Origin of the sequence: Vibrio ziniensis (assembly GCF_011064285.1) — a bacterium.
In the GTDB taxonomy this organism is placed as follows: Bacteria; Pseudomonadota; Gammaproteobacteria; order Enterobacterales; family Vibrionaceae; genus Vibrio; species Vibrio ziniensis.
Map to the genome: position 1 here is coordinate 2,812,798 of NZ_CP049331.1, position 13,220 is coordinate 2,826,017.

Annotated in this window: 9 protein-coding genes and 1 riboswitch; of the genes, 4 read left to right on the forward strand and 5 right to left on the reverse strand. The window is 43.3% G+C overall.

Annotation, left to right across the window (positions count from 1 at the left end):
* Position 1: 1 nt before the first annotated feature.
* From gspM to G5S32_RS13015, 4 genes are all read right to left on the reverse strand, one after another.
* Positions 2–643 (reverse strand): type II secretion system protein GspM, encoded by a 642-nt coding sequence (gene gspM, locus G5S32_RS13000; protein WP_165312388.1) that lies wholly within the window; start codon positions 641–643, stop codon positions 2–4.
* The gene (locus tag G5S32_RS13005; RefSeq protein WP_165312389.1) at positions 640–2,088 is read right to left on the reverse strand and encodes a type IV pilus biogenesis protein PilM; all 1,449 of its coding nucleotides are present in this window, start codon (positions 2,086–2,088) and stop codon (positions 640–642) included. Before G5S32_RS13005 ends, gspM begins: the two co-directional genes overlap by 4 nt.
* A 6-nt stretch (positions 2,089–2,094) precedes the next feature.
* Complete coding sequence (gene csrD / locus G5S32_RS13010; RefSeq protein WP_165312390.1) at positions 2,095–4,086, reverse strand: RNase E specificity factor CsrD; 1,992 nt, start codon at positions 4,084–4,086, stop codon at positions 2,095–2,097.
* 137 nt (positions 4,087–4,223) lie between these two features.
* Positions 4,224–4,748, reverse strand: a complete 525-nt coding sequence (locus tag G5S32_RS13015; RefSeq protein WP_165312391.1) for a single-stranded DNA-binding protein — start codon at positions 4,746–4,748, stop codon at positions 4,224–4,226.
* A gap of 291 nt (positions 4,749–5,039) precedes the next feature.
* On the opposite strand from G5S32_RS13015, the gene G5S32_RS13020 reads away from it, so the two are divergent.
* The 4 genes from G5S32_RS13020 to G5S32_RS13035 all read left to right on the forward strand — a co-directional run bounded on the left by G5S32_RS13020 (position 5,040) and on the right by G5S32_RS13035 (position 11,532).
* Positions 5,040–5,687 carry a LuxR C-terminal-related transcriptional regulator gene (locus G5S32_RS13020; protein ID WP_165312392.1) on the forward strand — a complete coding sequence of 216 codons (648 nt, stop codon included), beginning with the start codon at positions 5,040–5,042 and terminating at the stop codon, positions 5,685–5,687.
* Positions 5,688–5,857: 170 nt separating this feature from the next.
* Positions 5,858–6,727 (forward strand): UTP--glucose-1-phosphate uridylyltransferase GalU, encoded by an 870-nt coding sequence (galU, locus tag G5S32_RS13025; protein WP_165312393.1) that lies wholly within the window; start codon positions 5,858–5,860, stop codon positions 6,725–6,727.
* Positions 6,728–6,876: 149 nt separating this feature from the next.
* Positions 6,877–9,699, forward strand: a complete 2,823-nt coding sequence (gene uvrA / locus G5S32_RS13030; protein ID WP_165312394.1) for an excinuclease ABC subunit UvrA — start codon at positions 6,877–6,879, stop codon at positions 9,697–9,699.
* Between the two features lie 75 nt (positions 9,700–9,774).
* Positions 9,775–11,532 carry a PglL family O-oligosaccharyltransferase gene (locus tag G5S32_RS13035; protein ID WP_165312395.1) on the forward strand — a complete coding sequence of 586 codons (1,758 nt, stop codon included), beginning with the start codon at positions 9,775–9,777 and terminating at the stop codon, positions 11,530–11,532.
* Between the two features lie 130 nt (positions 11,533–11,662).
* Here the strand turns inward: G5S32_RS13035 and G5S32_RS13040 are convergent, their stop codons facing one another.
* Entirely contained in the window at positions 11,663–12,784 is a 1,122-nt protein-coding gene (locus tag G5S32_RS13040; protein WP_165312396.1) for a pyridoxal-phosphate-dependent aminotransferase family protein, read from the reverse strand.
* Positions 12,785–13,001: 217 nt separating this feature from the next.
* A riboswitch (Lysine riboswitch) is annotated at positions 13,002–13,179 on the forward strand.
* Positions 13,180–13,220 lie beyond the last annotated feature (41 nt).

Genomic DNA, 13,220 nt, shown 5'->3' on the forward strand with positions numbered 1-13,220 from the left:
ACTAGCCACCGATAAATTCCTCGCGTGTCCCGAGCGTATAGACTTCTAATACCAATTGAGCATTTGGATAAGTTTCAACTTGGTATTGGAAACTGCGCCAATAATACTTAACCGGTAAACTTTCAAGCGCCCTTAAATAATCTCTAATCGCAAAATAGCTGCCAGTCAGTTCCATCCGAACCGGATGTAGGAAATACTGGGCATTAGCATCTGTCTCATTTATTGGACGAGAAGGCAGAGAAGTTAAGCTGACCAACTTCAATTTAGCGCTATGGTCTAATACACTTTGTAGCAGTTGAGCCATTTGAGATGGAGACACTAAATTACTGATTACTTTTGAGAGTTCCATAGAAAGCTCTTGGCTCTTCTCTTGAAGTTTCTCTAACTCTTTCGAGATCTCAGCATCGGGGTCTTTCGCTAAACTGCGTTGTAAGAGAATAATCTCACTCTGCATGCGTTGATTCGCCGCCATCTGTGATTGCAACTTTTGTTGATCACCTTGATGCTGCTGCAATATCGGGTCTAACAAAAATGTTTGCATCATCAGCACAATCACGACCACGCCACATAACGCAATCAGCCACTTTTCTCGAGGCGCTCTTTCTGCGAACTGTTGACTCCAGTTTTGCCAGCGTTCGTTCATTTCTCCACACCTCGTTTTGACTTCAACTCAAACGTCACTATGTCTTGTTCATCACGCCCAATGGTTAGCTGCTCAAAACTGCGCCCCGTTAAACTCACTTGTTCTTTAAACTGAGCAATCCACGTTGGTATCACAGAGGCATCTCGTGCAATACCTTTTAAATCGAACGTCGCATCTTTAATTTCAATCTCACTTAAACTGATGTCGCGGCGAGATATTTGGGCCAATCCATCCATAACTCCAGAGTACCCAACTTGCGAAGATTCATCATATTGACCAATCGCAGCCAATGATGCTTGTTGTGACGCAATTTGCTGCTTAAGTCGCTCTGCAGCAGCAATTTTATCCGCAGAAGGTAGGTGTTTTGCCTGTCTCTGTTTTAAGTTAGTCAGTTGGCTAGTCAATTCGGTATTTTGCAGATTAGTCTGGGTAAGCTGCTTTTGCTGTTGAATACTTTGAAACTGAAACCATGCATAAAAGCACAACATGATCACAGCAAACGCGCCCCAAACCACAGCAATCGACGACAGCGTCAGTAAATCTTTTTTCGGTTTTAAATGGTCTTGATAAAAATTTATCGAATCGGCTGATGTCTGCGGTGCTTTCTGAGCTAAAACTTGTCCTGAAATAGGCTGTTCAAGACCATCGACTAGCGGCGTTACTTTTACACTTAAACGCTCGCCTAAAGCCTGAACCAACTCTGCGTGATCTTCTTCATCACAGCACACTTTTAGCTGATGAAGTGACGTACCTTTAAACTGAGACGACAGATAGTCAATGGAACGTTGCAGTTCCAAAGCTAATCCATCCAGTTGCAAGGCAGTGCTTGCTACGCCCGTGATAGGCGCTACAACACCGCGCAATGTGCGCTGAAAGATACAACGCTCATTCACAAAAGCATCAAGCTTAAAATGGCTACCTTTACTGCGTTGTACCAATAAATAATTTTTCAGCTCGCCATTACTTGTTCCCCAAACTTCCTGCTCTGGGACAATGCTTTCGAGAGAGCAACCAATACTGGCGAGTAGCGTGCTGGTTTCAATAATTAGCTTTTTGTTAATCACATAAGCTTGAGCTTTATTGCTCCCTTCCAGAGGATAAGCATCCGCAATCACTTCCGATGATTTTTCAGTGATGAGATCTTTTAGCAAGAAAGGTAATGCGCTTGGCCATTCACTCTGAGGAATCGTTGGCTTATCAATTTGGTAGCTCTGAAATAGTTGAGCATGCAACACAATATGAACACCGAGCCCCTTAGCTCCGGCAGTCAACAATGCATTCACTAAGGCTTGAGGCCAAGTGTGGTTGGCCAAAGGATAATGCTCAGGTAATGTAAGAGCTTCCGATGACGAAAAATAAATCGAATCGGGTTGAACAACAGCATAAATTGCATGTCGTTTCGATTTCTTTAAGGAAAACCGCTTTAATAATTCATCAATCTTCATGTATCACTACTTTGTACGCCATCGGTTCCGTTTACCAGGCTTAATTTGACGTTCTGTCACAGGCAAATTTCTTGGATTTAATGGTTGCTCAGTATCAAATAAGCGCCCCTGAACACCATCAACACCTAAGTTCTGCAACACCTGCAACTCAGGTTGAGACTCAACCCCAACAGCAATAACTTTGGTTTGTGTGCCTTTGCAGACACCCAATAAGCTGCGCACTATCAACTGATTCTCATGCCTTTGATCGATTTGCTTTATTAAGCTGCGATGCAATTTTAGATAGTGGATCTTTAAGTCTTTGATATAGTGAGTTGCAACGATAGTTCGCCCGGCTTGACCTACGATTAACTCGCACCCTAGTGCTGAAATAGTCCGTAATACTGGACGCATATAATCCATATGCTGCACTAAATGCCCTTCGGAAAATTCAAACGATAATTGACCACGCTGACTAAAGGTTAATTGCATTAACTCGTTACGAAACCAACGGAAATACTGTTTATCGGAAAAAGGAAGCACATACAGATTAACGGATAAAGGAGACTCATTGGCAGAAGACTTTATCAGTTGCAAAGTTCTTCTCATCACCGCTTTATCAAGGACCGCTTCATAGCCGACTGTCTCAATCGCAGAACTAAATCGAGACGCCTTGAGTATCCCTTTATCGGGATCATTAATCCTAGCAAACAATTCGTTATGTAATAATTCTAAGTGATTAGAATTGCTGCTCAAATAGCATGCCTGTCGGAATAGGATGATATTCTCATCAATAAGAGCCTTATCAAACAGAGTTCGCCAACGCACACTACCTCTGTCATCAGAAACGGCCGCTTTTTCAAACTGATTCCAAGCATTTACTCTTTGCAGCTGAGCACCCTTTAACGCCGTTTCTGTTTCATCAATAATGCGACCTCTACGCTCACCTTCTTTGTACATACTGACACCAATATGGAACCAGTTTTCGCGATCCAATGGCTTTGGTGGCGTTAGACGTTCGATAAATTTCAGACATTGGGCTGCAACATGAGCCACGTCTTTGGCAGTCTGATGCGGCATGAACAGAGCAAAAACAGAATCGTAGTAGCGGGATAGAATCACATCTGGATAGCGGGAAATTACGTTCGATATGCACTGACCAACTTCAATCACAAAGTCGTCAACCACTCGTTTTTCATTTTCTTCTTTTGCTAAGTCGAAATCATCAATACTCAGCATCAGAACGCCACCTTGTGCCCCGCTTTCTTGAAGAACGGATTCCAACTTACTATCAAAAAGAACTCTATTGGCCGCACCCGTTAATTGATCTAAGAATGTTTGAGTACGAATAAAGGTATCAAAACGGCTACGTTCTTGACGCGCATCTTGCAGTTCTTCAATCAGAACATCTAACGCCTCACTCGCGGTATATGGCCACTCTCTATGATCGCCCTTCGCATATTGCTCGACTCGGCCAGCCAAAATCATTCGGCCTCGCTCTTCTAGCAATTCAGAACCCATCAGTTGAGAGCGCAACCACTTAACACTTTGAACAAGGCAGAAAACGATAAACAACACGGCCAGAGTAATGGACCACATGGCTCCGATTGAGTAACTGAAACCGACATAGGGAGGTACAACTTTAAAGTGTACAGAATAGCCTTGAATACGTTGCAGTGGGAAATCAGCTTGATAAAGCCGCGCAGGATCGATTTTTGATGAAGTATCTTTGAAGCGATAGATGATACCGGCCTGAGATGACAACTCCATCTCGACAATATTACTTGCTTGCAGCATCTTAGGCATCCAGCGCTGCATAGAATACGCCGCATCCGGATCTTCCATCTCTTTATCCACAACCTCTACTATGCCCTGCATGTAGTGGTTGAGATATTCTTGGCCTAATCGCTGAAAAGATAAGGTTCCGCCAATAAACAAAATAAACATCGCACTGGTGACAATTAAAGTCACAAATACAACTAATCGTGTACTGAGTTTGAGAGTTGGCGTGTAGCGCATAAAAATTGAATTCCCTTTCAATTTATCGATGGATAGCAATATCGATCGAAGGAGGCTGCTCGCAAAAATTATGTAAACAGTGCGCTAAGTATATAAAAAAAGCCACAAAATTTGCGGCTTTTTTGAAATCAGGACAATTAAAACGGGATGTCGTCGTCAAAATCCATTGGCGGCTCATTGTATTGAGGCTGAGGAGCCTGCTGAGCTGCTGGCTGATAAGCAGGTTGGCTTTGTCTAGCAGGCTGTTGAGGTTGTCCCCAACCACCTTGTTGCTGAGGTTGGCTTTGACCCATACCACCGCCCTGTTGTTGGCGGCCACCAAGCATTTGCATAATGCCGTTGTAACCTTGCACAACAACTTCTGTAGAGTAACGCTCCTGGCCGCTTTGGTCTGTCCACTTACGGGTTTGTAACTGACCTTCAATGTAGACTTGAGAACCTTTGCGTAAGTACTCACCTGCTACTTCAGCAAGTTTTCCATACAGAGCTACTCGGTGCCACTCTGTTTTCTCGCGCTGTTCGCCTGTTGCTTTATCACGCCATGTTTCTGACGTTGCAATGGTGATGTTTGCAACAGCACCGCCACTTGGCATATAGCGAACTTCAGGATCTCCACCTAAGTTGCCAACCAAAATTACTTTATTCACGCCACGGCTTGCCATGTTTCGCTCCGTCTTTCAATCGTAGAATTTTTGAAAAATTTTCAAATAGTCAGTTAGGATAACACGCTTTTTCTTGAGCTGAAATGTTCGGTCGTATTGTTATCAAAAACTCAATTGATATTCATTTTTGACCACACATTTTTCGGGATAGCTCTTCCATTTAACAACTGATAAGAAACACATTTACTTAATCAATTGAAATCCCACGCAAACCTCGTATTTCAATTCGCTCTACCTTTTAATTTTAGGCATTGTTGACACATTTCACCGCATCCTATTAAGGAATAATCTATGCCAAAACTCAACTACGCCAGAATCATATATTTGCTCTGCATGGACAAGTCATGTATCCCCTTTCAACTCGAACTGGCCTTAGAACAATTAGCGTTACCCATACCGCAAATCCATCCAGATCAATTATTGAAAAACTACCAAACCGATAAACACAAAATTTTACTGATCAACTATCAGGAACACTTTCTAATACGGCAAAGCCTTAAGGCATTAAAAATTACCAGTCCACATTTTGAAACAATTTTGTATAACGTCGATAAGAGACTGCACACCGAAGAGCTGCTTACCTTTGGCAACTTAAAAGGCTTGTTCTATCAACATGACTCACCAGAGAGCCTGAGTGAAGGATTAGGTGAAATAATCAATGGTAAAAATTGGCTTCCTCGTCATATATCAAGCCAACTGCTTCACTATTACCGCTACCATTTTCAAGCTCACATAACACAAGCCACGGTTGACTTAACGGCGAGGGAAATTCAGATATTGCGTTGCTTGCAAACTGGTGCATCGAACATGCAGATGGCTGAGAATCTCTTTATCAGCGAATTCACAGTAAAGTCGCACTTGTATCAAATATTCAAAAAAATCGCGGTAAAAAATAGAGTTCAAGCCATCTCTTGGGCCAATCAAAATCTGCTCTCATAAATGCGCTTTTCAGCACATTTTCATTGAGATGACAAAGAATGTGCTGAATCTCACGAAAATATCATGCTAAAGTCTGTAGTAAGTCTATGTTTAGACATGGCAAACCCGTTCAAGACAATAAACAACTTTCAAGACTATAAACTAAACAAACCGTTTAACAGGGCGCAAAAATGATTAAAAAATGCCTATTCCCGGCAGCTGGCTACGGTACTCGCTTTTTACCAGCAACTAAATCTATGCCAAAAGAGATGATGCCAGTGGTTAACAAACCATTGATCGAATACGGTGTAGAAGAGGCGATTAAAGCAGGAATGAATGGAATGTGCATCGTGACTGGTCGTGGTAAGCACTCGATCATGGATCACTTTGACATGAACTTTGAGCTAGAACATCAAATTCAAGGCACTAACAAAGAAGATCTGCTGATTGATATCCGAGATATCATTGAAACAGCGAATTTCACTTTTATCCGCCAACGCGAAATGAAAGGCTTAGGTCACGCGATTTTAACGGGGCGTGAGTTAGTGGGTGATGAGCCATTCGCTGTGGTACTTGCCGATGACCTGTGCGTCAATGAAGACAAAGGTGTACTGGAGCAGATGGTTGCCCTTTACAACCAGTTCCGTTGTTCAATCGTTGCAGTACAAGAAGTGCCAGCGGAAGAGACACACAAATACGGTGTGATCGCTGGTGAGATGATCAAAGACGATCTTTTCCGCGTTGATGACATGGTCGAAAAACCTGAACCTGGTACAGCACCAAGTAATCTAGCGATTATTGGCCGCTACATCCTGACTCCGGATATTTTTGAGTTAATTGAACAAACTGAACCTGGTAAAGGTGGCGAAATCCAAATTACCGATGCATTGCTAAAACAAGCAAAATCAGGTTGTGTGCTGGCTTACAAATTTAAAGGTAAGCGTTTTGACTGCGGTAGTGTTGAAGGCTATATCGAAGCAACAAACTACTGTTATGAGCATCTGTACAAGAAAAACGAACAGCAAGTTTCATTAGCGAAGCACTCAACTCGTAAGAGCTAAGTTCAATAACTATGAATCTGTATATGAGCCGCCTGATAGCGGCTCTTTTTATTTACTGTTTTTATATCCAGTATTTGTTGCACATTTCTCACGCTATGTAATACTTGCTCGACTTAGCCTTTAACGAAGCCAAAGACAGAGCAAATCAAATGGACAAAATCGAAGTACGTGGTGCTCGTACCCATAACCTGAAAAATATCAATCTCACGATTCCTCGTGACAAACTGATTGTCATTACCGGCCTATCTGGTTCAGGGAAATCGTCTTTAGCCTTTGATACCTTATACGCAGAAGGTCAGAGACGTTATGTTGAATCTCTCTCTGCCTATGCTCGCCAGTTCTTGTCTTTGATGGAAAAGCCAGATGTTGACCACATCGAAGGTCTATCACCAGCCATCTCTATCGAGCAGAAGTCAACTTCTCATAACCCACGCTCAACAGTCGGTACGATTACTGAAATCTACGATTATCTGCGTTTGCTGTTTGCTCGTGTCGGCGAGCCTCGCTGCCCTGAGCATAAAACGCCACTGGCTGCGCAAACCATCAGCCAAATGGTCGATAAAGTTTTAGAACTTCCTGAAGGTTCGAAGCTGATGTTGCTGGCTCCAATAGTCAAAGAGCGTAAAGGCGAACACGTTAAGACATTGGAAAACTTGGCCGCTCAAGGCTTTATTCGTGCTCGTATTGACGGTGACATCTGTGATTTGTCCGATCCACCGACTCTAGAGTTGCATAAGAAACACACCATTGAAGTGGTGGTTGACCGCTTCAAAGTGCGCGCTGATTTACAACAACGTTTGGCTGAATCGTTTGAAACAGCACTGGAACTTTCTGGTGGTAACGTTGTGGTTGCGCCTATGGATGAAGAAGGTGATGAGCAAATCTTCTCGGCCAACTTTGCTTGTCCGCACTGCGGTTACAGTATGCGAGAACTTGAACCACGTTTATTCTCATTCAATAACCCAGCTGGCGCTTGCCAGACCTGTGATGGTCTTGGCGTTCAACAATATTTTGACCCAAGCCGAGTCATTCAAGATGAAAAGCTGAGCTTGGCGGAAGGCGCTATTCGCGGCTGGGATCAAAAGAACTACTACTATTTCCAAATGCTCAGCTCTTTAGCTGCTCATTACGATTTTGACCTACATACCCCTTTCAACAAGCTAGGTAAAAAACTCCAAGAGATCATCCTGCACGGTTCGGGTCGCACTGAAATTGAATTTAACTACATCAATGACCGTGGTGATATCCGCGTCAAACGTCACCCGTTTGAAGGTATTTTGAATAACCTTGAGCGCCGCTATCGCGATACTGAATCCAATTCGGTACGTGAAGAACTGGTAAAATACATTTCAAATAAACCATGTAGCCATTGTGAAGGTACACGCTTACGCTTAGAAGCTCGCAACGTATTCGTTAATGACACCGCGCTACCACAAGTTGTAGAGCTCAGCATCGCTGAAGCGCTTGAGTTCTTCCAGTCTTTGAAGCTCGAAGGTCAACGAGCACAGATTGCAGAAAAGATCATGAAAGAGGTTAATGACCGTCTGCAATTTTTGGTCAACGTAGGTCTGAACTATCTGAATTTATCACGCAGCGCTGAAACGCTCTCAGGTGGCGAAGCTCAGCGAATTCGCTTAGCAAGTCAAATCGGCGCAGGCTTAGTCGGTGTGATGTATGTTCTTGATGAACCGTCAATTGGTCTCCACCAACGCGACAACGAACGTTTGCTTAAAACGCTCGAACATCTGCGCGATTTGGGTAATACCGTGTTAGTCGTAGAGCATGATGAAGATGCAATTCGTCTGGCTGACCATGTGATTGATATCGGTCCAGGCGCGGGGGTGCACGGCGGCAGCGTTGTGGCTGAAGGTAATGTCACCGATATCATCAACAACCCCAACTCTCTTACAGGACAGTACCTAAGTGGTGTGAAGAAGATTGAGGTCCCAAAACAGAGAACAGCAAAAGATGACAAGAAAACGGTTGAACTGATCGGTGCGACGGGTAACAACCTGAAAAATGTCGATTTATCTATTCCTGTGGGTCTTTTTACTTGTGTCACCGGTGTTTCAGGATCGGGTAAATCGACGCTGATCAACGATACTTTCTTTAACATCGCGCACATCGCTTTAAATGGTGCAACTACGTCAACACCTGCGCCCTACAAATCGATTAAGGGCCTAGAACATTTCGATAAAGTGATTGATATTGACCAAAGTCCAATTGGTCGAACACCGCGTTCAAACCCTGCAACCTATACTGGAATATTTACTCCGATCCGCGAACTCTTTTCGGGAACACAAGAGTCTCGCTCACGCGGCTACAAACCAGGACGCTTTAGTTTTAACGTGCGTGGGGGGCGCTGTGAAGCGTGTCAGGGCGATGGCGTAATCAAAGTTGAAATGCACTTCTTGCCGGATGTATACGTTCCTTGTGATGTATGTAAAGGAAAGCGCTACAACCGCGAAACCTTAGAAGTTCGTTACAAAGGCAAAACCATTGATGAAGTGCTCGATATGACCATCGAAGATGCCCATACGTTTTTTGAACCAGTTCCTGTTATCGCACGTAAACTGCAAACCTTAATGGACGTTGGTTTGTCATATATCCGTCTGGGTCAGTCTGCAACAACCTTGTCAGGTGGTGAGGCGCAACGGGTAAAACTATCTCGAGAACTTTCTAAACGTGACACGGGCAAAACGCTTTATATTTTGGATGAACCGACCACAGGTCTACACTTCCACGATATTCAGCAGTTACTGAATGTGCTGCATCGCCTGCGTGATCACGGCAATACCGTTGTGGTGATAGAACACAACCTTGATGTGATTAAAACTGCCGACTGGATAGTTGACCTAGGTCCAGAAGGTGGCCAAGGCGGAGGAGACATCATTGCTGAAGGTACACCTGAAGAGGTAGCGAAAAGTAAAGTCTCCCATACTGCGCGTTTCTTAAAACCTATGTTGAAATAAAAAAAAACGATAATATTGGCAAGCTAGCGACCAGTGTTGGTGTCCGCTGGTTTGCTGATATTATAGGATTAGATTATGGCAACCTTGCTGCTAAATGGCACACAACTCGAGCCACACGCCCCAAGAGTCCCTTTAAACAAACCGTTTCTTTTTTCCATTGCAGCTTTGTATCTTGTTGCGATGCATATATTTATGCCTAACTCTGGCGGTGAAGGTCTTCTACTGCCCTCTAACGCCACCAGCTGGCTATTCCTCGGCCTCTCGATTGCTCTAGGTCTGTATCAAATCGCTTCTCATCAATACATCCGATACTCGAAATTGACTATCGGTTTGTGGATGTGCTGTGTATTGATGACCATACCCATATTCTTTAGTAACGCCAGTTTCGAAAACTCAGCCGAACGACTTATCGGTTTGTGGGCAGGATTTACTTTATTTCTGGTACTTCAACAGTTTTATTTTAGTAATAAGAGTAAACAAAAATTACTGTGGTTTGTTGTCTGCGCCGTCGTCATTGAAGCCATTATCGGTAGTTTTCAATATATCAATATCAGCACTAATGGTCTCTTTTACTCAGCAAGCATCCCTTATGGCATTTTCCAGCACACTGAGACCATGGCAAGTTTCCTTGCTACGGGCGTGGTTCTATCTGGCTACTTATTAGCTCGTCAGCCTAAAATCTATAGTAAAAAACTTCGAGAAGTAGGATTGCTCTACTTTACGCCTGTCATTACCCTACCTTTGATTGTCTTATTAGATTCAGAGATTGGTTGGATAACCTCCGCGATAGCGATTTTAACACTGCTTCCTTATCTCTACCGATTCTCCCCTCGCCAGCGTTTTTTTAATTGGATAATGGCTTGTTCAATAGGGTTAGTAATTGGCTTAGCTGCACTATTTCTACAGAATGAAAATGCCGAGCATTCCTATGCTGAAAAGCAAGTTGCGCCCAATCGAACTCTGTTTTCGCAATCGATAGACATGTTGATTGAAAAACCATTTACGGGTTATGGGTTCGGTCACTTCGAGTCTCAATATATTCTATATACTGCTAGACAACATCAGCTCAATAACAGCTACCCTTCTGGCATACCTTCTACTCAGCATCCCAACAATGAAATCTTATTTTGGGGAGTCGAAGGCGGAGGACTGCCAGTACTAGGACAACTACTGGCGATTATATTCGTATTGGCCAGAATCTATTCAGCGAAAGAAAAGACCAGACTGGTGATGTTTGCACTGCTCCTTCCAATTGCAATGCAAGGGCAATTTAGCACCCCATTTTATCAATCAAGTATTCATTGGCTGACGTTTATCATTCTGCTGTTTTGGGTAGAACAACGGGTAGCGAAATGTCGTGTGTTTAGGTTTAGTGAATTTACTCGCTCTGTATTACGAGTAACGAGCCTAACTATGCCTGTTGCAATCAGCATTTACATCGCGGGCATACTACATACCAATTACTATCTCACTAAATTTGAAGTATCGAATCCAAAACAACTGGATATTTTGAATAAAATCATCAATCCAGCCTTGGTCAAGGATCGATTAGATTGGGATCTCTACAGCGCCTATTTTGAACAGGGTTTGAGTGAAGAGAAATCAGAGTATTTTCAGCCGTATATCGACTGGTCTTTAAAAACGATTCAAAGTAAACCTAGACCAGAGCTTTACATTAACTTAATCAAAGCATACCAAGTCATGGGAAATTTAAGTCGAGCAGAACAAACAAAGACTGAAGCGACATTTTTGTTCCCTAACTTGGATTTTAGCGATATTCACTATCCTCCCTTTATAGAAAACCAAGAAGATATGGACAGTGATGATGAATAGTAATACCAATTTCACTATTCATCTGTTTAGTCTTAGACAATGAGCACAGAACGCAATGTCTACTTGATTAGCAAATTAATGTGACTGGTATAAAAAGGTGGCACCAGCCACCTTTTTTTCATTGATTTACTTACTGAGTCAGCGATTCTTCTAGTGCTCTTAAACACAAAGCAATGTTTTCAGAACGAGCACCATAGCCCATCACACCAATCCGCCACGCCTTACCAGCAAGAGCGCCCAATCCCGCTCCAATTTCCAGATTGTATTCATTGAGCAGATGACTACGAACTTTCACATCATCAACACCATCGGGAATATACACGGCATTTAATTGAGGTAGACGATACTCTTCTTGCACAACAAATTTAAAGCCGAGTTTTTCTAAACCTAATTTAAGTTTTTCATGCATCGCCTTATGACGTGCCCAAGCATTTTCTAACCCTTCATTTTTCAAAATGAGTAGAGCCTCGTGCAGTGAGTATAAGCTGTTTACTGGCGCAGTATGGTGGTAGCTGCGTTTACTACCTCCACTCCAATAGCCCAACACTAAGCTTTGATCTAAAAACCAACTTTGGATCGGAGCTTTCCGCGCTTGGATCTTCTCGATCGCCTTCGAAGAGAGTGTCAAAGGAGACAGACCCGGTACGCAAGACAAACATTTCTGACTTCCAGAATAAACCGCATCCAATTGCCACTTATCCACCAGCAAAGGTACGCCACCTAGAGAAGTTACCGCATCAACAATTGTCAGCATGTTATTTTGCTTCGCCAAAGCACCCAAAGTCTCTGCGTCGCTAAGAGCACCAGTCGAGGTTTCGGCATGGACAAACGCCAGAATTTTCGCATCCGGATGTTGGCTAATCGCTTGTTCAACTTTACTGACAGAAACAGGAGTTCCCCACTCATCCTCTACCGTAATCGCGATACCACCACAGCGAACCACGTTCTCACGCATACGTTCACCGAAAACACCATTTCGACAAACGATAACCTTATCACCGGGTTCAACTAAGTTTACAAAACACGCTTCCATCCCAGCACTACCAGGAGCGGAAACCGCAATCATGAACTCATTTTCAGTTTGGAAAGCATATTTGAGCAACACTTTCAGCTCGTCCATCATCCCAACAAATAAAGGATCCAAGTGCCCGACTGTTGGGCGGCTTAAAGCCTGCAATACTTGAGGAGAGATATCCGATGGTCCAGGTCCCATCAAAATTCGATGTGGCGGGATGAAGCTTTGTATAGTCATAGGTGCTCCCAATTTTATTAGTAGATAATCGTTCACAGACGAAAATGTAGAGTACGGCAGAATCTAAGCATCGACAATTCGACAGAGGTCTATGCTGCCTGACTCTTTAGACACATTTATTTTCACTTATCACAAATTTACAATTGACATCAGTTTCACAAAACCGTTCAATGAGTGAGCTATCTGTACTCTAACAAGCTGCAATCTACAGCGAGAGTATGGCAGAAGAGGAGCACTGCCCAGGCAGATGTTTTGTGGAGCCTCAACTCCAAAACAAAACATTCAGGGGGAGTAGTGCCGAGATGAGTCTAAGTTGTGGCTTTGGCTTATCGGTTGTAAGGGTTGAATCCCTTCAACTGTCATCAGTGCTATGCTGATGAAGAGCTTCTGAGGAATTTTATACAACCTGCCTGTTGTTACACCTCTTTTTTGCTCT

Bases quoted from the DNA above. Each gene is read 5' to 3' on its own strand.
- gspM (WP_165312388.1), bottom strand. From the start codon at position 643: ATGAACGAACGCTGGCAAAACTGGAGTCAACAGTTCGCAGAAAGAGCG.
- G5S32_RS13005 (WP_165312389.1), bottom strand. From the start codon at position 2,088: ATGAAGATTGATGAATTATTAAAGCGGTTTTCCTTAAAGAAATCGAAA.
- csrD (WP_165312390.1), bottom strand. From the start codon at position 4,086: ATGCGCTACACGCCAACTCTCAAACTCAGTACACGATTAGTTGTATTT.
- G5S32_RS13015 (WP_165312391.1), bottom strand. From the start codon at position 4,748: ATGGCAAGCCGTGGCGTGAATAAAGTAATTTTGGTTGGCAACTTAGGT.
- G5S32_RS13020 (WP_165312392.1), top strand. From the start codon at position 5,040: ATGCCAAAACTCAACTACGCCAGAATCATATATTTGCTCTGCATGGAC.
- galU (WP_165312393.1), top strand. From the start codon at position 5,858: ATGATTAAAAAATGCCTATTCCCGGCAGCTGGCTACGGTACTCGCTTT.
- uvrA (WP_165312394.1), top strand. From the start codon at position 6,877: ATGGACAAAATCGAAGTACGTGGTGCTCGTACCCATAACCTGAAAAAT.
- G5S32_RS13035 (WP_165312395.1), top strand. From the start codon at position 9,775: ATGGCAACCTTGCTGCTAAATGGCACACAACTCGAGCCACACGCCCCA.
- G5S32_RS13040 (WP_165312396.1), bottom strand. From the start codon at position 12,784: ATGACTATACAAAGCTTCATCCCGCCACATCGAATTTTGATGGGACCT.